This is a genomic window from Streptomyces sp. NPDC036815, assembly GCF_055609205.1.
The window spans coordinates 41,249-64,777 of sequence record NZ_JBVJPW010000013.1 but is presented as its reverse complement, the minus strand read 5'-3'; the positions used below and the strand labels follow the sequence as shown (position 1 = coordinate 64,777).

At 68.7% G+C, this 23,529-nt stretch carries 19 protein-coding genes and 1 pseudogene; 7 read left to right on the top strand and 13 right to left on the bottom strand.

Going from position 1 to position 23,529, the window contains the following annotated elements:
- Positions 1-41: 41 nt before the first annotated feature.
- Positions 42-368 (bottom strand): hypothetical protein, encoded by a 327-nt coding sequence (locus ACZ69I_RS25150; RefSeq protein ID WP_470834742.1) that lies wholly within the window; start codon positions 366-368, stop codon positions 42-44.
- A gap of 161 nt (positions 369-529) precedes the next feature.
- Positions 530-1,129, bottom strand: coding sequence for a GOLPH3/VPS74 family protein (locus tag ACZ69I_RS25145; RefSeq protein ID WP_470834740.1), 600 nt, complete (start codon positions 1,127-1,129; stop codon positions 530-532).
- Between the two features lie 489 nt (positions 1,130-1,618).
- Here ACZ69I_RS25145 and ACZ69I_RS25140 point away from each other — a divergent pair, with 489 nt between their 5' ends.
- Together ACZ69I_RS25140 and ACZ69I_RS25135 are read left to right on the top strand one after the other, a co-directional pair.
- On the top strand, positions 1,619-2,167 hold the full coding sequence (locus tag ACZ69I_RS25140; protein WP_470834739.1) for an EF-hand domain-containing protein: 549 nt from the start codon (positions 1,619-1,621) through the stop codon (positions 2,165-2,167).
- Positions 2,168-2,302: 135 nt separating this feature from the next.
- The gene (locus ACZ69I_RS25135; protein WP_470834738.1) at positions 2,303-2,854 is read left to right on the top strand and encodes an EF-hand domain-containing protein; all 552 of its coding nucleotides are present in this window, start codon (positions 2,303-2,305) and stop codon (positions 2,852-2,854) included.
- 1,398 nt (positions 2,855-4,252) lie between these two features.
- Here ACZ69I_RS25135 and exaC read toward each other — a convergent pair.
- The 6 genes and pseudogenes from exaC to xylB form a co-directional block, all read right to left on the bottom strand.
- Positions 4,253-5,776, bottom strand: coding sequence for an acetaldehyde dehydrogenase ExaC (gene exaC, locus ACZ69I_RS25130; RefSeq protein WP_470834737.1), 1,524 nt, complete (start codon positions 5,774-5,776; stop codon positions 4,253-4,255).
- Positions 5,777-6,088: 312 nt separating this feature from the next.
- Positions 6,089-7,342 (bottom strand): winged helix-turn-helix domain-containing protein, encoded by a 1,254-nt coding sequence (locus tag ACZ69I_RS25125; protein ID WP_470834735.1) that lies wholly within the window; start codon positions 7,340-7,342, stop codon positions 6,089-6,091.
- Positions 7,343-7,557: 215 nt separating this feature from the next.
- Positions 7,558-8,157, bottom strand: coding sequence for an N-acetylmuramoyl-L-alanine amidase (locus ACZ69I_RS25120; protein WP_470834733.1), 600 nt, complete (start codon positions 8,155-8,157; stop codon positions 7,558-7,560).
- 161 nt (positions 8,158-8,318) lie between these two features.
- Positions 8,319-9,053: pseudogene (locus tag ACZ69I_RS25115) on the bottom strand (acetamidase/formamidase family protein).
- Positions 9,054-9,347: 294 nt separating this feature from the next.
- Entirely contained in the window at positions 9,348-10,607 is a 1,260-nt protein-coding gene (locus tag ACZ69I_RS25110; RefSeq protein WP_470834732.1) for an ROK family transcriptional regulator, read from the bottom strand.
- A gap of 14 nt (positions 10,608-10,621) precedes the next feature.
- On the bottom strand, positions 10,622-12,079 hold the full coding sequence (xylB, locus tag ACZ69I_RS25105; RefSeq protein WP_470834730.1) for a xylulokinase: 1,458 nt from the start codon (positions 12,077-12,079) through the stop codon (positions 10,622-10,624).
- A 118-nt stretch (positions 12,080-12,197) separates the two neighbouring features.
- On the opposite strand from xylB, the gene xylA reads away from it, so the two are divergent.
- Complete coding sequence (xylA, locus tag ACZ69I_RS25100) at positions 12,198-13,364, top strand: xylose isomerase (RefSeq protein ID WP_470834728.1); 1,167 nt, start codon at positions 12,198-12,200, stop codon at positions 13,362-13,364.
- A gap of 432 nt (positions 13,365-13,796) precedes the next feature.
- Here xylA and ACZ69I_RS25095 read toward each other — a convergent pair whose 3' ends face one another.
- Both ACZ69I_RS25095 and ACZ69I_RS25090 read right to left on the bottom strand, forming a co-directional pair.
- Entirely contained in the window at positions 13,797-15,119 is a 1,323-nt protein-coding gene (locus tag ACZ69I_RS25095) for an SWIM zinc finger family protein (RefSeq protein WP_470834726.1), read from the bottom strand.
- The gene (locus tag ACZ69I_RS25090) at positions 15,116-17,602 is read right to left on the bottom strand and encodes a DEAD/DEAH box helicase (RefSeq protein ID WP_470834725.1); all 2,487 of its coding nucleotides are present in this window, start codon (positions 17,600-17,602) and stop codon (positions 15,116-15,118) included. The genes ACZ69I_RS25095 and ACZ69I_RS25090 overlap by 4 nt, the downstream gene beginning before the upstream one ends.
- Positions 17,603-18,239: 637 nt before the next feature.
- Between ACZ69I_RS25090 and ACZ69I_RS25085 the strand changes: the two genes are divergently transcribed.
- Both ACZ69I_RS25085 and ACZ69I_RS25080 read left to right on the top strand, forming a co-directional pair.
- On the top strand, positions 18,240-19,292 hold the full coding sequence (locus ACZ69I_RS25085; protein ID WP_470834723.1) for a fatty acid desaturase family protein: 1,053 nt from the start codon (positions 18,240-18,242) through the stop codon (positions 19,290-19,292).
- 166 nt (positions 19,293-19,458) lie between these two features.
- Positions 19,459-19,641, top strand: a complete 183-nt coding sequence (locus ACZ69I_RS25080) for a hypothetical protein (protein ID WP_467681434.1) — start codon at positions 19,459-19,461, stop codon at positions 19,639-19,641.
- Positions 19,642-19,743: 102 nt separating this feature from the next.
- Here ACZ69I_RS25080 and ACZ69I_RS25075 read toward each other — a convergent pair whose 3' ends face one another.
- Positions 19,744-20,565 (bottom strand): hypothetical protein, encoded by an 822-nt coding sequence (locus tag ACZ69I_RS25075; RefSeq protein WP_470834721.1) that lies wholly within the window; start codon positions 20,563-20,565, stop codon positions 19,744-19,746.
- Positions 20,566-20,692: 127 nt separating this feature from the next.
- Positions 20,693-20,998, bottom strand: coding sequence for a hypothetical protein (locus tag ACZ69I_RS25070; RefSeq protein ID WP_467681430.1), 306 nt, complete (start codon positions 20,996-20,998; stop codon positions 20,693-20,695).
- Positions 20,999-21,097: 99 nt separating this feature from the next.
- Here ACZ69I_RS25070 and ACZ69I_RS25065 point away from each other — a divergent pair, with 99 nt between their 5' ends.
- Positions 21,098-21,988 carry an oxygenase MpaB family protein gene (locus tag ACZ69I_RS25065; RefSeq protein ID WP_470834720.1) on the top strand — a complete coding sequence of 297 codons (891 nt, stop codon included), beginning with the start codon at positions 21,098-21,100 and terminating at the stop codon, positions 21,986-21,988.
- On the opposite strand, the gene ACZ69I_RS25060 is transcribed toward ACZ69I_RS25065, so the two are convergent.
- Positions 21,979-22,578 (bottom strand): class I SAM-dependent methyltransferase, encoded by a 600-nt coding sequence (locus ACZ69I_RS25060; RefSeq protein WP_467681426.1) that lies wholly within the window; start codon positions 22,576-22,578, stop codon positions 21,979-21,981. The genes ACZ69I_RS25065 and ACZ69I_RS25060 overlap by 10 nt on opposite strands.
- Positions 22,579-22,730: 152 nt before the next feature.
- On the opposite strand from ACZ69I_RS25060, the gene ACZ69I_RS25055 reads away from it, so the two are divergent.
- Positions 22,731-23,507 (top strand): MHYT domain-containing protein, encoded by a 777-nt coding sequence (locus tag ACZ69I_RS25055; RefSeq protein WP_470834718.1) that lies wholly within the window; start codon positions 22,731-22,733, stop codon positions 23,505-23,507.
- The last annotated feature ends 22 nt before the right edge of the window (positions 23,508-23,529 follow it).

The window sequence follows — 23,529 nt, the reverse complement described above, 5'->3', positions numbered from 1 at the left end:
TGACTGGCAAAAGCCCAGGTCAGGCGCCTTTTTTCGTGCCTCTAGAAGAAGCCGAGCTTCTTCGGCGAGTACGACACCAAAAGGTTCTTGGTCTGCTTGTGGTACAGGCTCACCATAGCCTCTGAGCTGCGACTATGGGTGGAAGCGGCTGCGGCTGGGCCGAGTTGGCCGCATCTGGTCCGGATCTTGGTGAGCAGGCGGTGCCAGCGGGCGCTGCGGGTTGCCTGGCCGAGGACGGTGAGGGCGCGGGCCGCCTGTTGGGCGGTTTCCTGTGCGCTCTGCGGCTCGACGGGCCCGCTGGTCGGGTGGGGCGCGAGGGAGGGAAGTGCGGGGTCGTTCTCCAGACTTGGCGGTGTCTCATGAGACACCGCGATCAGATGGTGGCGGCGCCGGACGCACACCCAGTTCCCAGTTGTAGGCCGCGCGAACCTGACCGGAACTGGTCCACGGACATACCGTAGGCGCCGACCGACGGCCGCGCGACCGCGTAGCCGTCGGACTCGACCGCGCTCCCGAAGGCGGGCTCGGCTCACGGTCCGCGCCAGAGGTTGGCGAAGGCGGCGTTCTCGATGGTCCGCCTCTGGCGTACGGCCTCCAGCTCCATCACCGCGTCGTGGACGGCGGCCAGCACGGTCGTCACCGCCTCGTCATCGAGGCCGGGTTCATCGTCGGATCGTTCGTCGTCGATGCCCACGGCCGAGGCGAGGGAGGCCAGGACGGGTTCCTTCTCTTTCCAGCGGTCGGCTGCACGTCGGCGCGCGGGCGTATCGACCAGTTCCACGCGCTGCGAGCCGAAAGGCAACCGGCCGCTGAGCTGCGGCTTCAGCTCATCGTTCTCCTCCATGGCGGCCTGGTACGCGGCCGAGAGGTCTCGGCCCCGGCGCCACATCCAGTCCTCGATCCGCTCGTAGGGCGCCTGCTGAGTGAGCCCTGCCGCAGCCTCGCCCATGAACCGATCGTCCAGCGTCGGCTGTCCAACCGGCACGATGCGGTCGCCGTCCACGGTGACCACCCCCGCACCGATGAGATCGATCAGCTCGGCTCCCGCGAGTGCGAGGGATAGATCGCCCTGTCCCACGGAATGCTTCAGGTCCATGGCGATGATGAACAGGTCTTTCGCCGTGGTCATGAACGGCTCCCCTCGGAGGCATCGACAAAGGAGCGTCCCCACCCACCGGGCCCGCGTCCGAGGCCAGCGCGGCGGTGGGACGACTGTCACCACCAGTATCGCCCCGCCTGCGCGGCCGAAGCCTTTTCGCCAGGTGGCGGGAGCTTCTGCCGACGACGTCGGAACGGCGGGTCTTCGCTGTACCGGATCCCGAGCCGATTCGTCCGCCTGTCCCTCGAGCGGCTGCGAACGGTCGATGAGAACAAGATCATCAGGAGGGTGGCGTCTTCGCACGAGTCCTGCCGCATGGAGGGATGAGACATGTTGGAGCATCTGGAGAAGCGTGGAATTCGGCTCGTACCGTGAAGTTCGCGAGCTGAAGGCCGACGCGCACAATGCTGTTGAGCACAGGGACAGCGATCCGCCAGTGAAGGCACAGGTCCCTCCTGTTCGCGTCGGCGGCCGGGAATAGGCCTAGTCGCACCACTGAGGCGCATTTACCGTGCGCCTATGGGTGAGCTGCGCACACGCAAGTACGAGCGGTGGTTCCGTGCCGCAGACGTCGACGGCGACAGCGCGATAACGCGGCAGGACGTCGTCACGATGAGCGAGCGCTACGTCCGGGCCAGGGGTATCGCCCCCGACTCCCCTCAGGCGCGGCAGATGTACGAGACCATGCACGGGTTCTGGGAGTCCGTGATCGCCCCCGCCGACGCCGACAAGGACGACAGGGTGACCTTGGCGGAGGTCACACAGGCGCTCGCCGCCACTTTCACCGATCGCACCCGCTACTCCGAGGAGCTTGCGCCGGTCGCCGACCGCTTCTTTGACCTCGCCGACGGCGATGGCGACGGTGCGATCAGCCGCACCGAGTTCACACACATCTTCGGAAGCACTGGACGGGCCGCCGACGACGAGTGCGCCGAGGTGTTTGACGCACTCGACCTTGATGCATCCGGATCCCTCTCGCGGGTCGAATATCACAAAGCCGTCTCCGAGTTCTTCTATGGAGACGATCCCGGCTCGCCGGCCAACCACATCTTCGGCCGTCTCGCATAAGGGAATTGGGCTGGCTCCCTTACGCACATCGAGACCTGAAGCTCCGATGGAACCCCAGAGTGCCGACTCCAGGTTCCAAGGTCGGGCCGACCAGCTTCAACGCCCAGACCAACCACTCCGTTCAAGGAGGCCGCCATGGCGCATAACAGCACCGAGCGGAAGTTCACCTTCCTGTTCACATGGTTCGACCGCACTAGCGACGGCTACCTCACCCGCGATGACTTCCAGCAGATCGGTGAGGTGTTCGCCGCGGTAGCGCCGGACGAGAGCAACAAGAACGCGCTGCGCGAGGCATTCATGCTCTGGTGGGACGTCCTGGGCGAGGCCGGTGCTCCGGACGCTCAGGGCCGCATCGGGCGCCAACAGTTCATCACCGCCATGCGCTCCCACATCGCCGCTGATGCCAAGACCGTCGAACGCCTGGTGACGCCCATCATCGACGCCCTCATGCGCGCCCTGGACACCGACAAGAGCGGCATGCTCACCGCTGATGAGTACGTCCGCATGTACGAGGCCCTCGGTATCGACCCGGCCACCTCCAGCGCGGCCTTCCAGCGCCTCGACCGCAACGGCAGCGGCACCATCACCCACGACGAGTTCCGCACCGCCATCGAGGAGTTCTACCTCAGCACCGACACCGAGGCACCCGGCAACTGGCTGCTCGGCTCGCCACTGCCGCGCAGCTGATCGGTCCCGATACGGGCAGGCTGCCCCCGGGACCTGATCACGGCCGTGTTGGCGACGAGCTGACAGCGTGAGGTCACGAATGGGTGAGGCTTTCGTGGTCCCACTGCTCCAACGGAAGGCGGTGTGAGCTTCGGGCTTCCCGCTGCGGCGGCGCCCGAAGGCGTCGCTGACGACGGTGTACACCGAGAAGTCATGATTCTCCAGGCGCTGCCAGGACCAGGTGGCTCGGCGACTCCACTCGTACCACGCTCGCCGGAAGGTCTTCTCCGCTTCCGCTCCCAACCCGGCGAAGCCGGGATCGCCGGAGAACTGAGGCGTGGGCAGGACGCGTACGGCAGCCGCCTCCAGCAGATGGGTCGGCTGGACGAGGTCCGCGAAAGCCCGACGTTCGGCGTCGAGGACTGCGGTGAGCCGACTCTGCAGCCCCTCGTCCCACGGGGCGAGGAACGGGTAATCGGCTTACTGCCTGGTTGCTCCGTATCAGGTAGGAGTGCAGTTGCCGCCAGTGTGAAAGGCGTGCGTAGCGGAGAGCACGGGCGCGGTCATAGCGTTCCCACTCCTCGTCGTGCCCAGCGTCGTTGTCTTCCGCCTCCGCGTCGCCGACTTCGTTGGTGTGAGGCGGGTAGTCGCTGGTGGAGAGGGCGATTGCCGCGTCACGCTCGGCCTTGATGGCACCCTCGTCCCCGGGGTCCCTGTCGAGCCAGATGGTGAGAGAGTCCGCGTCGTTCACCGCCGCGCCGAGCGGCAGGATCGGGCTGTTCGTGAACAGAGCCCACCGGCAGTTCGTACAGAGCCGCTCGACGGCTTCGCCGACCGGGATGTCGAACTGGTTCACAGAGGCGGCTGACCGCAGTGAGCGGCACTCGGGGCTTCCGTGGAGCTTGCCCTGCCCGTTGCCGAGGCGTGGCACCTGATGGGGGTGTCCCGGGTCGGCCCGAGGGGAACCTCGGGCCTGAAGATCGAGCCGAGCATGACGTGGCGGAGCTCACCGGTATTCGAGGGCATGTCGGCAGGCTATGCGCAGGCACTGACAGTCCGCCGGGTCCGCCGGGTAATCGGTCCCCACCACTTTGGGCTGAGTTGACACACGACGCCAGGCACATGGCCGCCAGCGCGATGGTCATGGGGACCATGTGATGCAAGCGTCGGGTTCGAAGCGTGTCCATGCCCATGGAGCGTGTTGCAGGGCCCGAGCGGTTCCGCTATGTCGTGCCACCACGGGTGTCAGAGGCTTGCCGCCTGCCTCACCCTGGACGGCAGTCTGGTCCGTGACTGGTCCGGGGACAGTCCTCGTGCAGGTCGACGGTCGACCTGGGGCAGCCTGTTGCTTACCCAGCGTGACTCCCGCGTCGGACTGCCTGGAGCGCAACGGCGTCTCCAGGCAACCGACTTCAGGCTCTAGAAGAACCCAAGTTTCTTTGGACTGTATGAAACAAGAACGTTCTTGGTCTGCTGATAGTGCTCCAGCATCATCTTGTGCGTCTCGCGGCCGATGCCTGACTGCTTGTAGCCACCGAACGCCGCATGCGCCGGATACGCGTGGTAACAGTTCGTCCAGACACGGCCCGCCTGGATGGAACGGCCCGCCCGGTACGCGTTGTTGATGTCACGCGTCCATACTCCCGCCCCGAGCCCGTAGAGCGTGTCGTTGGCGATCTTGATGGCGTCGTCGAAGTCGTTGAACGAAGCGACCGATACGACAGGGCCGAAGATCTCCTCCTGGAAGATCCGCATGCGGTTGTCACCCTCGAAGATCGTCGGCTGGACGTAGTACCCGCCGGCCAACTCGCCGTCATAGTCGACGCGCTGGCCGCCCGTCAGTATCTTGGCGCCTTCCTGCTGGCCGATGTCCAGATAGGAGAGGGTTTTCTCCAGCTGATCGTTGGAGGCCTGCGCGCCGATCATGGTGTCGGTGTCGAGCGGGTGCCCGGCCTTGATCTGCTCGGTGCGCGCGACGGCCGCTTCGAGGAACTCGCCGTAGTGCCCACGCTGCACCAGGGCCCGTGACGGACAAGTGCACACTTCGCCCTGGTTGAGGGCGAACATGGTGAACCCCTCCAACGCTTTGTCCCGGAAGTCGTCGTCGGCGGCCCACACGTCGTCGAAGAAGATGTTCGGCGACTTGCCGCCCAGCTCCAGCGTCACCGGCTTGATGTTCTCGGAGGCGTACTGCATGATCAACCGCCCCGTGGTGGTCTCCCCGGTGAAAGCCACCTTGGCGACGCGCGGACTGGAGGCCAGCGGCTTGCCGGCCTCCACCCCGAACCCGTTGACGATGTTGACGACCCCAGGCGGCAACACGTCGGCGACCAGGCTCATCCAGTAGTGGATGGAGGCCGGGGTCTGCTCGGCCGGCTTGAGGACGACGGCGTTCCCCGCGGCGAGCGCAGGCGCCAGCTTCCACGTGGCCATGAGGATCGGGAAGTTCCACGGGATGATCTGCGCGACGACACCGAGCGGCTCATGGAAGTGGTACGCGACGGTGTCCTCGTCGACCTCGCTCAGCGACCCCTCCTGCGCGCGGATGACGCCCGCGAAGTACCGGAAGTGGTCGATGGCGAGCGGAATGTCGGCGGCCAGCGTCTCGCGGATCGGCTTGCCGTTTTCCCAGCTCTCCGCGACTGCGAGCTCTTCGAGGTGGGACTCCATCCGGTCGGCGATCTTCCGCAGGACATCCGCCCGCTCGGTGACGGAGGTACGCCCCCATGCGGGCGCGGCCGCGTGCGCCGCGTCGAGGGCCCGCTCGACGTCCTCGGCGGTGCCCCGGGCGACCTCGGTGAAGGTCCGGCCATTGACCGGGCTCGGGTTCTCGAAGTACTGGCCACGGGCGGGCGCCACATACTCGCCGCCGATGAAGTGGTCGTAACGCGACTGGTAGGAGACGATCGCACCCTCGGTACCGGGCGCTGCGTAACGGGTCATCTTGGCTGGCCTCCCGGGGAAGACTGCCCGCCGTCGGGCAGCTCTCGCCCGGAGGCTAGGAGCACGGACGTTGCGCCGACGTTGCGCCGCCATCCGCTCGGAGGGGAGACACCCCCGAGACTTCAGCCAAGACGCGTATCTGCTTACTGCTGGGTGCCTGTTTCGAGCTCCCAAACGATTCGCATCGGCCGGAGCGGCCTCACTGATGAAGGGCCGACGACGGCGCGACAGATGAGCTCCAGGAACACGGCGAGTGAACGGCACGTCGGTTACCGCAGCCCTGTCCCTGGCCACGGAACGGACATGCCCGGTTCAGTGTGCGGCCAGATCAGCGTCGAGCTCCCGCAAGCGGGCCAGCACCGGCGCGGTCGGACGCAGCGATGCGAGCGCCCGCCACACCGTCAGGTCGTCTTCACCCCATGGCGTGTGAGCCCAGTCCGCGAGCAGGTCCGGATCGTTGCGGTCGATGAGGGCATGCCGCAGCTGATCGGCAAGTCTGCGTCGGAGCCGGACCAGGGCAGGCGCCTGCGACTGGGGCAACAGCGGCCCGGCGTACGCCGCTGCGGCCGCAGTCACCGCCCCCGCCCCCAGACGACGCTCGACGGTGTCGAGGTCACACTCGACGGGAGCCGCCAGCCGGTACGGCCGCGACCGGAGCAGCTCGGCTCCGAGGACCCGGCGCAGCCGCGCCATCTCGGCCCGCAATGTCACTGGAGGTACCGACTCGTCCTCGTACAGCGCACACAACAACTCGTCCCCGCTCAGCCCTTCCGGATGGCGGGCCAGCAGCACGACGATCTCGCTGTGCCTACGGCTGAGCCGCACCTTGCGCCCACCCGCGACGAACAGTGCCTCGTCCCGGCCCAGCGCGGCCAGCTCGACGGCTTCGCCGGTGCTCGTCGATGGGGCGGTCAGGGCCAGCTGGCATTCCGCCGCCCGTGCGACTGCCTGCACGAAGGCGAGGCTGTGCGGGTGCGCGAGGCTGTCCCCTCCGGTGATGTCGACCGCACCGATGAGTCGTCCCGTGCGCGGGTCGTGCACGGGAGCCGCCGCGCAGGTCCACGGTTGAACACGCCGCATGAAGTGCTCGGCAGCGAAAACCTGGACCGGCCGGTCCACGGCGACCGCCGTCCCCGGTGCGTTCGTCCCCATGGCGGACTCCGCCCACCGCGCCCCCGGCACGAAGTTCATCCATCCGGCACGCTGCCGCGCCTGCGGGTGACCTTCGACCCACAACAGCCTGCCCTGTGCGTCGCATACGGCGAGCAGATGCTCCCCGTCGGCCGCGAAGGTACCCATCAACTCCCGGAACAGCGGCATCACGCGTGCCAGCGGATGCTCCGCCCGATACGCGCCGAGATCACCGTCGGTCAGCTCCACCGCCGCGCCGGTGCCTTCAGGGCAGACCCGCGCCCTGGCTGACCGTCGCCACGAGTCGGCCACCACCGAGCGCACCGGCCGGGAAACGGTGCCCATGCCGGTGAACCTTTCATGGGCCCGGCGCAGCATCCTCACCCGCTCGTCGGGATCAGCACCCGGCTCCAGTGCCACCCATGGATCGGTCAACTCGGCCTCCCGGGACGGCGATGCGGTGCAGCCATCGTCGCCCCGGAGGGGAGAGCCGACAAGGACGTGGCACGGGAACGCGTCCTGAAGCCGAACACCGCTGGAGCTGGGAGCCGGGGGCTCGGAGCTGGGACCGGGGTGCTGGATGCCGGGGACTGGGAGCTGGGAGCCGGGAGGAGGCGGAGGCAATCCCTGTCCCCGGCCGGTGAGGTCGTTCAGGCGAAGTTGACGAGGCGTAGGTAACGCGACCAGTCCCAGTACGGGCCGGGGTCCGTGTGGTCCGAGCCGGGAACCTCATGGTGGCCGATGATGTGCTCACGGTCCTTGGGAATTCCGTACTTGGAGCATACGGCCGCTGTCAGAGCGGCGGACTGCTCGTACATCGCGTTGGTGAAGTACTCGGGTTTGTCGACCCACCCTTCGTGCTCGATGCCGATGCTGCGTGTGTTGTAGCTCCAGTTCCCCGCGTGCCAGGCGACGTTGCGCTCGCGGACGCACTGGGCGATGTGTCCGTCTTTGGAACGCACCACATAGTGGGCCGAGACCTGTTTCGCCGGGTTCTTGAAGATGGCGAGGGTGTCCGAGTACGTCTCCTGAGTGACGTGGATGACCACGTAGTCGATGGGATAGGTGCTGGGTCGGCTGGCGGCCGTGTAGTTGGAACTGCTGGCCGGAACGGATTCGGCCAGGGGATAGTCGACCGCTCGGGCTTGGGCGCGGGCCCGGGTGGCGGGCAGGAGTGCTGCGGGTACGGTGGCGGCGACCGCGCCCTGCAACAGCCGACGTCTGCTCGGGGAGCGTCTTTCTCGATCCATGACTGGCCTGCCTCTCGGTGGGGGGAACGGATGGACTGGCGCTGTACTTGAGGAACCCACTGCATTGGTGGTGCCCCCTGGCTTGGGGGGACCACCGCATTGGAGTAGCCGCAGCGCCGGACACCGGGCTGGAGGGGCGGCCCTGCCGACAGGCGCTGGGGCTAGAGGGGGCGGTGAACCGCCACGTTCCGCAACGAGACGGCTGTCTCACGCAGCTGTGCGTGCAGTCCACGGTGAGTCTCACGCGCGGGAAGCCATTCCTGGCGGATCTTGGCCACGCAGGTGTAGTTGGTGTCGCAGATGTTGGCGAGCGTGGACTCGACGGTGCGGGTCACGAACTGGTAAGCGTCCAGCTAGCTGAAGCCGTAGTCACGGACGAGCCGCTGCACCAGGTCCAGCTGGGATATTCGGTAAGCGTCCTCAAGAGGGCGTGCCGAACCGGTCGAGATGATGTGCGGGTCGGACTCCAGCCGTGGCCAGGGCGTGGACACCCCCTCGAAAAGCTCGACGATCACCATGGAATTCAGGGCGCACTCGACGGCCGCTCCACATGTCTCGCCCTCGCCTTGGTGCGCGTGGCCGTCGCCGAGGCTCAGCAGGGCACCCTCGACGTTGTCCCCCAGATAACAGGTGACGCCGACGCGCATTTCGGGCGTGTCCATGTTCCCGCCGTGGGAATCGGGTACGGGCGCCGAGCGCATCTCCAGATCCGCGGGCGCGACGCAGACCTCATAGACCAGGTCCTTCTCCGAGCGAACGTTCCCCGCGAAGCAGTCTTCCGTGAACAGGTCGAGGACCGTTCCCGGAGCGATGCGTGCCACCGGTGGGGCGCCTCCGAATGTCCAGGCGTACTGGCTCGGACCGGGGCGCACGGTCAGAATCCGGGGATCACGCATCGATGCCTCGCTCCATTCCGGCCGGATACGTCGTCGGTCCGGTCGAACGGGCCGCGGAACAGGTACTCGCGGGAGTCCCGCAGTCCCCGTCCGAGCCCAGCTCTGGTTTCCCTCGACATCGAAGCCCCCGATCCGCGTCGGCGCCGCCTCGCTGTCCCTGCCACCAGGGCCGCTGCGCCTCGCGTGAATTACGGTACGGCTCCTGCTGGTTGAGGCGAAAGGGCGTAGCTCGGATCTGTGTACAGCAGCGTGATTGTGGATATCCCGGTCACCCGTTCGGGTCACCGGCGGACATCAGCGGGGCTGGGGCCCACCCGGCACGCCCGTACTCGACGCCGAGCCCGAGCCCGGGGTCACGCCCAAACCCACCGGATCGTCCAGCACTGCTCGCGCGACCGAGTGCGCCGCGCCGAGCAGAGGCCCGTCAGGGCCGAGACGGGAGACCGTCACGCCGCAGGCGCGACCTGCCGTCCTCTCTGTCAGCTCCCGCACGGCTGCGGGCAACAGCCATGGTGCGAGGCGAGACAGCGCGCCCCCGAGCCTCACCGCCTGTGGGTCCAGCAGGTTGACGGCACCGGTGAGAGCGATGCCGAGCGCCGTCCCGGCGTCGTGCAGTGCCCGCTGCACCGCCGCGTCGCCGGCGGCAGCTCGCTCGGCGAGGATTTCGCTCCGCTCGGCGCCGGGCTGCAGACCCGCCGCGCGCAGCACGGCCTCCTCGCCCGCGTACTGCTCCAGGCAGCCCCGCCCTCCGCAAGGACATGCCGGTCCATCGGGCCGTACGGGTACGTGGCCCAGTTCTCCGGCGAAGCCGTGCGTGCCGCGCAGCAGCTGCCCGTCGACTACGAGCGCCGCACCGATGCCGATCTCCGCCGAGACGTGGAGGAAGTTCTGGGACGGTTCCTCACCGAGCCACAGCTCCGCGAGTGCGCCGAAGTTGGCTTCGTTGTCCACGGTCAACGGCAGCTCGGTGGGCAGAAGCCTGCCCAGGTCGATCTCATGCCAGCCGAGGTTGGGTGCGCGCACGACCGTTCGTGCGTCGCGCCCCACCAGGCCGGGAACGGCCACCGCGAGGCCAGCGGGATACAAGCCGGCCTGCCGGGCCTCGGCGCTCACCTGCTCCACCAGGATGGAGAGTTCCTCCAGCACCGGCACGGGGGATCGCCCGCGATTCCGGGTCGACCGCACGACGCGTGCGCGGGTTTCGCCTCTCAGATCGACTGCGCACGCGGCGAGATGGTCGACGCCCACTTCGGCACCGATGCCGACGGGCCCCCGCGCGCTGACCGCGAGGGCGGTTCCGGGCCGTCCTACTCGCGCCGGACGCTCGGGGCCGAGCTCGTCCAGGAACCCCGAGCGGATCAATTCATCCACGAGGGTGGAGATGGCTGCGCGTGTGAGGCCGATGTGTGAGGCCACGGCAGCACGGGACAGCGGCCCGTGAGCGGCTACGGCGTGCAGCACCCGTGAGAGGTTGCGGCGGCGCATCGCCTGCTGGGTGTCGGGCAGCCGAGCGCCGGACGTGGCCCGGCGCTCGTCGTGCAGCGGTGCGGTCATGCCTCGGTCATTCCTCACTCCCCGTGGGGCGCCCTGTCCAGGAGCGGCGCCGCGTCGGAGAGTACCCCGGAGATCCGGGACAGCGTCGTTTCGTCCCGCTCCACGGGGTCGAGCACGGGGCCCCGGGCCGTGCCCCAGCGCCGCGCGATCGCGCTCGGGTCCTCCCCGGTCAGCACGCCCGCCGCCTGCGCCGCTGCGCCGAGCGCGACCAACTCCTGGGCTTCGGGGACCTGGACGGGGCGTCCGGAGAGGCGACGTACGGTGTGCTGCCAGGCCGCCCCGCGTGCCCCGCCGCCGATGAGCAGCAGCGGGGACGAGCGGTCGGCGCCCGGGTCGAGGACCAGGTCGAGCGCCCCCAGCAGCGAGTGCACGGCTCCGTCGTATGCGGCCTGCAACAACTGCCCTGCCGTCGTGTCGTGCCGCAGGCCGTGCAGCACTCCCGAGGAGTGGGGCAGATTCGGTGTGCGCTCGCCGTCCAGGTAGGGCAGGAGGGTCACCGAGCCGTCCGGCTCCACCGCCTCCCGGTTCAGATGAAGCAGTTCTGCGACCCGGTCCACGGCCAGCGTGCAGTTGAGCGTGCAGGCCAGCGGCAGCCACGCGCCGCGTGCGTCGGCGAAGCCCGCGACCGTGCCGGTCGGGTCCGCGGGACGCTTCTCCGAGACCGCGTACACGGTGCCCGAAGTGCCGAGGCTCAGCACGGGTGTCCCGGGGTGAAGTCCGAGCCCCAGGGCGGCTGCCGCGTTGTCGCCGGTGCCGGGCGCGACCAGGGTGCCCCTGGAGAAGGGCAGGTCGTCGCCGCTATCGCGGACCGTTCCGACGACCTCACCGGGGCGGGCGACTCGGGACAGCAAGGCAGGGTCGAGGCCCACCATGTCGAGGATGCCCTCGTCGTACTGTTCTGTGCCCGAAGCCCACCACCCGGTTCCGGAGACGTCGCTGCGGTCCGTCGTGCCGAGCCCGGTGAGGCGCTCCGTGAGGTAGTCGTGGGGCAGGCGTACGGCAGCTGTGGCACGGGCGGCGGCAGGTTCGTGCTCGGTGAGCCAGGCCCACTTCGTGACCGTGAAGGACGGCCCCGGGACGCTGCCGACTCGATCTGCCCATGCCTTGGGGCCGCCGAGACGCTCGAGGAGGCTCCGCGCCTGTGGGGCGGACCGTACATCGTTCCAGAGCAAGGCCGGCCGCACGGCGTTGCCGTTCTTGTCGAGTGTGACGAGCCCGTGCTGTTGGCCTCCGATCGAGATCGACGCCGCCTCCCGAGCGGCTCGCCCGCACTGGCGGAGCGCCGTGCGTAGCGCGTCCCACCATTCCTGCGGGTCGCTCTCGCGGTGCTCGCCCGTGCTGACGCGGTGCGAGGCCTGCCCCCTTGCGACGACCCGGCCGGTGGCCGAGTCGACGACAAGGGCCTTGGTGGACTGCGTGGAGCTGTCCACCCCCACGACGAGCGGGCCCTGGGCAGCGGGCGCTGATGACATGACGGTCTCCGTTCCTGCGACTTCCCCGGGTATGCCCCGGAGTTGCCTCCTCTTCCCAGGGGCGCCCTCGGATACTAATTTGTAAACGGCCATGACGAAATAGGTGAGGGAGTCGCACATGAACTACCAACCCACTCCTGAGGACAAGTTCAGCTTCGGTCTGTGGACCGTTGGCTGGCAGGGCAGGGATCCGTTCGGAGACGCCACGAGGGCCGCGCTCGGCCCGGCCGACTCAGTGCGCCACCTCGCCGAACTGGGTGCCTACGGAGTGACGTTCCATGACGACGACCTGATCCCGTTCGGGTCGTCCGAATCGGAGCGCGAGGGGCACATCAAGCGTTTCCGGCAGGCGCTCGACGCGACGGGCCTCGTCGTTCCGATGGCCACCACGAACCTCTTCACCCACCCCGTCTTCAAGGACGGTGCGTTCACCGCCAACGACCGCGACGTGCGGCGGTACGCCCTGCGCAAGACGATCCGCAACATCGACCTCGCGGTGGAGCTGGGCGCGCACACCTATGTCGCGTGGGGCGGCAGGGAGGGGGCGGAATCGGGCGCAGCGAAGGACGTGGGCAACGCACTCGACCGTATGAAGGAGGCTTTCGACCTGCTCGGCGAGTACGTGACCACCCAAGGCTACGACCTGAGGTTCGCGATCGAGCCGAAGCCGAACGAGCCGCGCGGTGACATTCTGCTGCCCACCGTCGGCCACGCCCTCGCGTTCATCGAGCGCCTGGAGCGGCCGGAACTGTTCGGTGTCAACCCCGAAGTGGGCCACGAACAGATGGCGGGCCTGAACTTCCCGCACTCCATCGCTCAGGCGCTCTGGGCGGACAAGCTCTTCCACATCGACCTCAACGGCCAGACCGGCATCAAGTACGACCAGGACCTGCGGTTCGGCGCCGGCGATCTGCGCAGCGCCTTCTGGCTGGTGGATCTTCTGGAGCGGGGCGGATACGACGGGCCGCGGCACTTCGACTTCAAGCCGCCGCGCACGGAGGACTACGCAGGAGTGTGGGCGTCGGCCGCGGGCTGCATGCGCAACTACCTGATCCTCCGCGAGCGTTCGGCTGCTTTCCGTGCCGACCCTGAGGTTCGTGAGGCGCTGCGCGCGGCCCGCCTGGATGAACTGGCGGTTCCCACAGCCGACGACGGGCTCTCCGGTCTGCTCGCCGACGGGAACGCCTACGAGGCATTCGATGTAGAGGCGGCCGCGACGCGGGGCATGGCCTTCGAGTGCCTCGACCAGCTGGCCATGGACCACCTCCTGGCGGCCCGGGACTGAGCGCTCCGCCGGTGACTCTGGTGGTCACCGGATGAGTGCGCCAGTTCAGGCCCTGGGGACGCGCCGACGGCGCCTCCTGCGAGGGGCAGGAGGCGCCGCCGTCAACCACCGGTCCGATCAGCACCCGAGGGGCACGGTGCCCGGGCAACCCCCTTCAGCTAGGTCGTGCGGACAGAGCTGACGTATCCGATGTGCTGTCGATCCTGGGAAGGCTCATGCGGCCAGGCCTCCCTGAACCGACGTGATCCACGCTCGCTGATGACATGGCCGCGCTCAATCGCTGGGCGGGGTGAGCGCGCGCCCCGGTGTTCCCGGAGTACGGATGCCTGGCGGAAACGCGCCGGTGAACGACCCACGCGTTTCAGACAACCATCACCCACCACCCGTCACCTTCCGTAATGACGCCCCCGGTTCATGGGCCGATCCCTCGCGTCACTCTCGTCCCGTTGCCACGGCCAGCGCAGTCGCCGGGTCGTTGGCAGCCGGTCCCGCGGGCGTCCAACGGCCCCGCTCCTTGCGGTAGGGCCACCAGCGACCGTCGCGTCCATGGCGCAGTTGAGCATCCGTACCGACCACGGTCCAGTGATTGTCGGCCGCGCGCAGTCGAGGGCGTTCGTCCTCGTCCCAGGCAGCGTCCAGCGCGGCACGCGCGCGTGCCAGTGCCTCATCCCGCGGTACCCATGGTTCTTCGAGGACATGGAGCGCGGCACGTCCCCCGTACCTCCACGCCCGCACGGCGAGTGCGAGGCCGTCCCGGCCGCGTCCGGACGCCTCCGCGAGCCGTGCTTCGATCACACTGCCGGGCCCGCCGGCCGCCAACCGTACGGCGTCCTCACCGCTGGTCAACTCGTCCTCAACTGCCAATCGTTCGTGTCCGGAAGAGAGTGCGTCCGCCAGCATCCTGTATGCCTCGACAGCTGCCTGCGTGGCCAGGAACTCGATCGCCGCCACATCGAGACCCGGTGCGGGCTCCGCCTCCGTGTCGAGCGCCGGCGGCAGACCCGGCTCCGCGGGCAGCGACGGCAGCGCGGGCAACGGGGGAAGGATGGCACCCTCCGCGTAGGCCTCCGCGGCGCTGACGCCCTCTGGGACGGCTTCCTGGGAGCCCTCCTCGTGCTCCGGCGCGTCAGCCGTCGTGATGCTCCGCACCTGCAGTTCGTCGAGGAGTGTCCGCTCTCCGCGCCCTCGCATCAGGAGCAGCACGAAAGGGTCTTCGTCGAGGAGGCGTGCCACCTGATAGCAGAGTGCTGCCGTGTGTCCGCAGTGGTCCCACGCTTCGCAGTCGCACTCCGGCTCCAGGTCGCCGATGGCCGGCAGGAGTTCGACGCCGGCCGCCGCGGAGTCCTCCACAAGATGCGGTGGCATTTCGCGGTCGAGGAGCGCCGCGATGTGCCCGGCCCGTTCAACCGCCATGGAAAGGAAGCGGTCCCACTCCTCGGAGCTCAGCTCCTGCAGCAGGACGTCGGAGCGGTGTGGCGTGCCGTCAGGGTCCTTGACGACCGCTGTGATCCGGCCGGGTCGCACCGAGACCGCCCCCACGGCGCCCGCGCGCGCCAGCCTGCGACCAGCCTTGAGTTGCTGCAGGTCGAGGGCCGTGTCCTCCAGGGCTTTCAGCCAAGCCTGGCCCCACCAGCTCTGTGCGAAGCCCCTGCCGTGAGCGGGCGGCAACGCCGCGAACGTGCGCTCCTCGACGTGCGTGCCCGCGCGCGGGTCGTCGTTCGCGGTACCGAACGACTCGTCATGGATGTCAGTCATCGTGTGCCCCCTCGCAACTCCACCAGATCGGACAGTTCGGCGTCGGTCAGCTCGGTCAGAGCGGACTCGCCGGACCCGAGGACGGCATCCGCCAACTCCCGCTTGCGCAGCAACATGTCGGCGATGCGGTCCTCGATCGTGCCCTCCGCGACCAGCCGGTGCACCTGCACCGGCTGTGTCTGCCCGATGCGGTACGCGCGGTCGGTTGCCTGAGCCTCGACGGCGGGGTTCCACCAGCGGTCGTAGTGCACGACGTGTTCTGCGCGTGTCAGGTTCAAGCCCGTTCCCGCCGCCTTGAGAGACAGCAGGAAGACCGGTACGTCACCGTCCTGGAAGCGTTGCACCATCGCTTCCCGCTGTGCGACCGAGGTGCCGCCGTGCAGGAACTGCGAGGGGACACCACGGGCCGACAGGTGCTGCTCGATGAGCCGCGCCATCTGGACGTACTGAGTGAACACGAGCACGCTCGCGCCTTCGGCGAGGATCGTGTCGAGCAACTCGTCGAGCAGTTCGAGCTTTCCGGAGCGTCCGGGGATCCGGGGCTTGTCCTCCTTGAGGTACTGCGCGGGGTGGTTGCAGATCTGCTTGAGACCGGTGAGGAGCTTGACGATCAGCCCTCTGCGGGCGATGCCGTCGGCATTGGAGATGTCCGCGAGGGTCTCCCGCACCACGGCTTCGTAGAGGCCTGTTTGCTCCGCGCTGAGCGAGACGGCGCGATCTGTCTCCGTCTTCGGTGGGAGCTCGGGGGCGATCCCCGGGTCCGATTTGCGGCGACGCAGGAGGAACGGACGTACGAGCTGCCCGAGCCGTTCGGCGGCGGTCGGATCCGTGCCGCCCTCCACGGCCTGGGCGTAGCGCGTACGAAAGGTCGCGAGCTTGCCCAGCAGGCCCGGTGTCGTCCAGTCCAGGATGGCCCACAGCTCGGAGAGGTTGTTCTCCACCGGAGTGCCGGTGAGTGCCACACGCGCGCGTGTCCCGATCGTGCGCAGTTGCTTGGCCGTGGCGGAGTACGGATTCTTGACGTGCTGGGCCTCGTCGGCGACGACCATGCCCCAGGAGGCCTGCGTGAGCTTCTCCGTGTCGAGCCGCATCGTGCCGTAGGTGGTGAGCACGAACTCGCCGTCGGCCAGGCCTTCCAGGCTGCGTTGGGCACCGTGGAAGCGGCGGACCGGGGTGCCGGGCGCGAACTTCTCGATCTCGCGCTGCCAGTTGCCCATCAGCGATGTCGGACAGACCACCAGGGTGGGTCCCGCTGACTCCTCCTGCGTCTGACGATGCAGGTGCAACGAGATCAGAGTGATCGTCTTGCCGAGGCCCATGTCGTCGGCGAGGCAGGCGCCGAGACCGAGGGAGGTCATCCGCGCCAGCCAGTTCAGACCGCGCAACTGGTAGTCCCGCAGTTCGGCGGAGAGCGCCTCCGGTTGTCCGACGGGATCCATGCCCTCGGGGTCGGCGAGTCGTTCGCGGAGTGTGGCGAGCCAGCCCGTCGGCTGCACGTCGACGCGCTCTCCGCTGATCTCGGCCGAGCCGGTCAGTGCGGCGCTCAGAGCATCGATCGGGGTGACCTTGTGGTCGTGCCGATCGCGGGCGCGACGCGCCTCCTCGGGATCGATGAGCACCCACTGGTCGCGCAGGCGGACCACAGGACGGTTGGCCTCGGCGAGGCGGTCCAGCTCAGCACGCGTCAGCTGCTGACCCCCCAGAGCGAAGCGCCAGTTGAAGGCGAGCAGCGCATCTGCGGACAGGAAGGAGGGTGCGTCCGAGGAGAGCTTGTACGGGCCCTTGCCGTGGCCGTCGCCCCCCTCGTCCGAAGGACCGATCACCGCACGTGCCGTCAGGCTGCGTGCCAGCTCCCTGGGCCAGTGCACGTCGACTCCGGCGACGGCCAGCGCGCGGGCGCCTTCGCCCAGGAGCGAGGTGACATCTTCGTCGGCCAGCTCGATCACGTCGGGCACGGTGGCGGAGAGCAGCGGCGCGAGCGGCGGCCACGCGCGCGTGGCGCGACGTAGAGCGAGCAGGGCATCCATGCGCGAACGCGGTCCGAAGGCCTGCCCCAACGTCCCGGAGCCTGCCCAGACCTCGGCGGCGTCCGCGACAAGAGAGGGGTCGCTGACACTGTGGAGTTGCGGGACGGCGCGGAACGGCAGACGGGCGCCGTCCTCGGCCACCGAGGCGAGGCCGGGAATCTCCACGCGCAACGAGATGCGGACACCGGCGTCGTGCCCGGCGGCCACATCCAGGGCCCAGGCGCGCTGTTCGGGAACACGCCGGGGCTCCGGCGCGGCGAAGACGGGGCCGCCCGACGCCAGAGGCGCCGCGGGGGAGCGCGGCAGGGTGTCGGCCACGGCATTGAGGAACTGGCGCAGCAGGCGCTCCGGCTCGGGCAGTCGCAGCGGAACACTGTCGTCCAAAGGCAGCGCGTGGGCGGCCGGTGGCATCGCGGCGGCCAGCTCCCGCAGCCGCTGCAGGTCCTCGGCGCTCAACGGGCCCGTACGCCAAGCGTCGTGATCGCGGGCAGTCAGGCCCGGCAACAGCAAGCCTCGAGCGGCCAACTGCAGTGCCAGCACTCCGGCCGTTCCCCAGAAGGCACCCGTCGGATGAGTCTCGGTCGCGCAACGCGCGCGCGTGAGGACTGGCAATGCGGCGCGGACAGGCAGGAGCACCGCCGGCACAGTGACGAGTTCGATGCCGTCGTCCCCCGGTACGGCAACGGCCAGTTCTTCGACCGAGCCAGCAGAGGCGTCCGGGGGCCCCGTGCCGTCAGGGCGCCAGAAGGCGACGCGTCCGTCGCGTGGAGGGTCGGCAGGCACGAAAAGGATGGAGCAGCGGGACAGTTCGGGGATCTCGGAGGGGGACACGACAGAGGACCTGTGCACAGCGAGACGTATTCCTCAAATTTGACTACTGGCCGGAGCGCCCGAGAGTACAGCAGGTCGGCGGTTTCGGTAGGGCAGTCAGCAGGTGATTCAGGTCACGTCCCGGCGCGGGGTGTAGCCAGCCCCCCTGTCGAGCGGTGCTGACCCCCGGGCGTACATGGGTGGTGCCGCCATGGCTGCCGAGGGCTACCGGTCCGTACGTTCTATGAGGTCAGCCCGTAGTCACGAAGACCGGAGACCCACCATGTCCCAGGCCGCGGCAGTCGCGGAACGCTCCCCAGCCGACGTCGGCAGGAAGAGTGCCGGAAGTGATTTCGCGCCCCTCTTGCGCACGGTCAAGGAACAGGGCCTCTTGGACCACCGCGTCGGTTGGTACGCGCGCACCATCGCGGTGAACGGCCTCGCACTCGTGGCGGTGGGCGTCGGGATGTTCCTTCTCGGATCCTCGTGGTGGGTGCTGCTGCTCGCGCCCGTGTTGTCCGTCCTGTGCGCCCGGACGGCGTTCATCGGCCATGACGCGGGCCATTCGCAGATATCCGGAAACCGGTCCGTCGGCCGTGCCATCGGCCTCGTGCACGGCAACCTCCTGCTCGGGATGAGTTCGGCCTGGTGGAACGACAAGCACAACAGGCACCACGCCAACCCCAACCACATCGAGAAGGACCCCGATGTCGCCGCGGACGTCCTCGTGTGGACCAGCAGGCAGGCCAAGGTGAGGGTGGGCTTCCGACGATGGCTCACCCGTAACCAGGCCTGGCTCTTCTTCCCGTTGACGCTCCTCCAGGGCGTCGCCATGAAGATCTACGGATTCAAGGACCTGCGTCGGCAGGACCCGCGCGAGCGTGTGGTGGAAGGCCTCCTGCTCGTAGGCCACCTCGTCGGCTACGTGACGCTGCTGCTCGCCGCCATGCCCATCGGCCAGGCGATCGCCTTCGCCGCCGTCCATCAGGCGCTGTTCGGCCTGCACCTCGGGTTGGCCTTCGCGCCCAACCACAAGGGCATGGAGATGCCGGACCCCGACGGCGAACGGTGGGGCCACCTGCGCCGCCAGGTGCTCACTTCGCGCAACATCCGAGGCGGCCCGGCGACCGACTGGTTCCTCGGCGGCCTCAATTACCAGATCGAGCACCACCTGTTCCCCAGCATGCCCCGCCCGCATCTCCGGTTTGCCCAACCCATCGTGCGAGCCCATTGCGCCGCCGTGGGCATGTCCTACACGGAGGCGGGATTCGCCGACTCCTATCGGCAGGTGCTGCGCCACATGTACGAAGTCGGCGAGCCCCTCCGCGTCGAGTAGGGCGGGATACGGTGCCCGCGCGGGCCGAAGGCCGGGAGTGCGTAGGTCGGTGACCAGTAAGGGTCACAGCTCAGGGTTCTCTCAGGGACGCGGTTCGGAACTGAGGGAGAGCCGATCCCGTTCTCCAAGACAGAGAGCGGCAAGCGCCGCGAAGGAGGCGACACACATGTCGAAGAACGCGAAAATCGCCGTGGGAGGCGTGGCGGCCGGAATCATTCTCCTGATCTGGCTGCCGTGGTGGGCCGCGCTCCTGATCGTGCTCGGGGTCCCTGCGGCCGCCTATCTGACCCTCGATTCCGGTCAGCGTCGCAGGTTGCGACGCGTCACGCGCAAGGAGATAGGCCACTGAGGCCGCCCCGCGGGCCACGCCGTGAGGCAGCCCGCTCGGCACTGCGCTCCCTCTGCTGAAGCGCGTGACCGGACCGTCGCGCGGGTGGGCCGCCGATCGCGCTCAGGAAGGGCGGACCGCCATCTTGTCGAGGGCCTCCAGCAACGCGGGAAGCTCGGGGCCCCGGCCTACCGGCAGGACCTCTCCCGGTTCCTCATCCAGCAGTACGAACGCGATGTCGTCGGTCCTGGCGACCATGGACCAGCCGGGGCCGTCGGCCCGGAGCGTGCGTGCGTCACCCGAGGCGAAGGACGACCGCACTCGCCCCAGGGGCGGGGGAGTGTCTACGTAGGACCGGGCTTCCGCAAGGACACGCCGGACACCGGTCAGCGGCGCGGCTTCGTAGTTCTCCGAAGCCTCCGGTACCGCGTCCGCGGCGAAGTCGGCGTCGTCGATCTGTCCCCGCCAAGCTGCCCACTGCAGCGCTATCTCGTCGGCGCCCAACCGCCGCTGAGCCGGCCCCCAGGTCTCGGAGGCCGGTGGTGCGAGCGGTGACCGTCCGGCGTTCTCGGGGTCGGGCTCCGGGTCGTGCGGAGCCGGTACTCCGGGGGCTGCCACAGCGACGGCGAGAGGCCAGCCGGGCAGCGCGGTGGCCACGGTGCGGTCGTCGGGGGACAGGTCGTACTCCATGCCGCAGTCCCAGGAAGCGATCGCCACGGCCACGAGGGAGACGTCGTCGACGACCACCGTCCAGCGTGCGCCCTCCCCGTCCTGGCCGAGCACCAGTCCGTACCCCGCGGCGAGCGGTGCGAGGCCGAGTGCCGCGCACGCCTCCGGATAGTCGTCGCCCAGCACGCTGGGGAATTTCGCGGGCGTCAGCAACACCGCCGTCAGCACGTACAGCGCGTCGTCTTCGGCGGCGACCGCGTCGTCCGTTCCGGCCATGCGAGCCTCCCCATCGCTTCACCTGTCGGCGCACCCTAACCACTTGCCCCAGAGATCGTCGAGAGTGGATGACCAGGAAATTCACCGAGACACCGCTTCGTTCGACGGCAGTGGCGCGGCCGCGGACTCAAGCGGCGGGCAACCCGAGGAGCGAGCGGGCGACCTCCCGCGGGGACTCGTCGCGTTCGCGCGCGAGAGCGATGACCGCTCGGCAGGCCAGTTCGCTGACGCCGAACGACAGCGCTTCCGGAGAGACCCAGCCCGAGGCTTCGTCCATCTCGTCCTGATCGTCCTCGGCGCACGCCGCCACATAGACGGCGGCTGCTTCGAAGAGGTTGTGCGCGCGCCTGGGACTGCTGTGCCCGTAGGCGCGATCGTTCTCGTCCCGCGCCGACTTCTTGGCGCGCCATAACTTGCGCAGTCCATCGATCATGTGGTCTACCTTCCCCCGATGCGGTTGTCGCAGCCGACCGCTTGCCTACTCTCCACCAACGTAGGGTCAGTGTTCCGGTGGCATAAGGGGGATCACGCGGTGAAGCGTTTTGAACGGCTCGAGCAGATCCGGCGCCTCGATCCGGAGCGGGACTTCCTCGAGATCTACCGACTCACCACAACGTTCGAGTTTCCGTGGGACTACACCCGCGCACTCGAACTCGCGCTCTACCGCACGTATGCGGTTCCCAGTATTGGCCGACTGCTCGCGCAGACAGCCGAGCTGACGGAGCGTACGCAGAAGAGATACGACGACACGGCGCTCCTCCTCGACTCCGTCGTGGAACACGGTTTCACGAGCGAAACCGGCCGCACGGCCATCCGCCGCATCAACCAGATGCACCGCAGCTACGACATCAGCAACGACGACATGCGCTACGTACTGTGCACGTTCGTGGTGGTGCCGAAGCGGTGGATCGATGCCTACGGCTGGCGCAGGCTCTCCCGGCACGAGATGGCCGCGGCAGCCGTGTACTACCGCACCCTCGGACAGCACCTCGGTATCAAAGAGATCCCCGGCTCCTACGAAGAGTTCGAGCAGTGCCTCGACGACTACGAAGAGGCACACTTCGGCTGGGACCAAGGGGCGCGGAGGGTGTCCGACGCAACCCTGGACCTGATGGCCTCGTGGTACCCGGAGCGCCTGGCGCCCCTGCTGCGCAAGTCGACTCTGGCGTTGCTCGACGAGCCGCTGCTGCGAGCGTTCCGGTACGAACAGCCAGGGGTGGCCGCGCGCTCGCTGGTCAGGGGCGCCGTGCGACTGAGGGGCCGCGCGGTGCGCCTCTTGCCGCCGCGCAGTACACCGCACTACGCGCGACAGAACCGCGAGATCAAGGGCTACCCCGACGGCTACGAGGTCGCCGAGCTCGGTTCGTTCCCCGTCCCCGGTGTCCGCGGCTGCCCGATTCCGCGGCGGCCCGCTCAGTCCTGACGTACCGCAAGCGCGAGGAACCGGGCATCCTCGTCGACGTACGACGTCATGAGCCAACCGGAACCCGCGAGCAGTGGCCCGAGATTGGCCTCCGCCCGCAGATCTTCCGGAGTGATCTGCCGCCCCTGTCGAGCTGCGAGGGCTGCTCTGCCGATGGGGTGGAAGAGGGCAAGCAGACCGCCAGGCCGCACGACCCGTCGCAACTCCCTGAGGTTTTCGGCGGGATCGGGCAGATGGGCGATGAGTCCGGCGCCGAAGACGGCATCGAGGCTCTGAGCGCGCAGCGGCAGACGCGCCACGTCGGCGCGCAGGAGCTGCCCGTCGCGGTGCCGTCCCGCGCGTGTCGCGGCCTCCAGCATGGCCTGCGTCAGGTCGGCGCCCAGCACCGTCCCGGAGGGCCCCACGGCGTTCCTGAGGGCCGGCAGGGCCCGCCCTGTCCCACACCCGGCGTCGAGCACGGACGAGCCCTGACGAAGTGACAGCTCGTCGACGGCGGCCCGGTAGGCGGGCCCATCGTCGGGGAAACGGGCATCCCAGTCGGCCGCGCGGGCGGTGAAGAACTCTTGAACCTTCGTGTGGTCGTCGCTCATGCGACCCATGATCCCGCAAGCAGACGCACGCGCGTTGGGCGCACTCGTTCGAGCGTGACGCGGTCGTTCAGGGCCCTCTCTCTGTCATATTCCGGCAGCTTTCGAACTGCGCCCCCGTTGTGCGCCCCGGGTCGGACTAGCGTCCCGGGGCCATGGGACACCTGGACCACGCCACCTTCGGCTGGCTGACCCCCGTGCTGTCGTACGCGATGGCATGCATCGGCGCCGCCCTCGGGCTGCGCTGCACCGTCCGCGCACTGGGCGCCTCGGGCCGCTCACGCCGGAACTGGCTCCTCACCGCCGCCTCCGCCGTCGGCACCGGAATCTGGACGATGCACTTCGTCGCCATGCTCGGCTTCGGAGTCACCGGCACAGAGATCCGCTACAACGTGCCCCTCACCATCCTGAGCCTCTTGGTCGCGATGGCAGTGGTGGGCACCGGGGTCTTCGCCGTGGGATACGGCCGCGACCGTGGACGAGCCCTCGCGCTCGGTGGACTCACCACAGGGCTGGGCGTCGCGAGTATGCACTACCTCGGCATGGCGGCCCTGCGCCTGCACGGCGACGTGCGGTACGACCCCGCCCTCGTCGGCCTCTCCGTAGTCATCGCCGTCGTCGCCGCGACCGCGGCCCTGTGGGCCGCCATCAACATCAAGTCGCCACTCGCGGTCGCGGTGGCTTCGCTGGTCATGGGCGGGGCGGTGAGCAGCATGCACTACACCGGAATGCTCGCGGTGAGCGTGCGGGTCGTCCCCTCCGAAGCGGCCCTCCCCGGTGCCACGACGATGCAGTTCATCTTCCCCCTTGCCGTCGGCCTCGGTTCCTACCTCTTCCTGACCTCGGCATTCGTCGCGCTGTCCCCGACCACCGGGGAGCGCGAGGCTTCAGTCTCGGCTCAGCGACCGGTTGAGGACGCCGCCCGCCGATGACGGCCATGGGCCGATAGGGCGC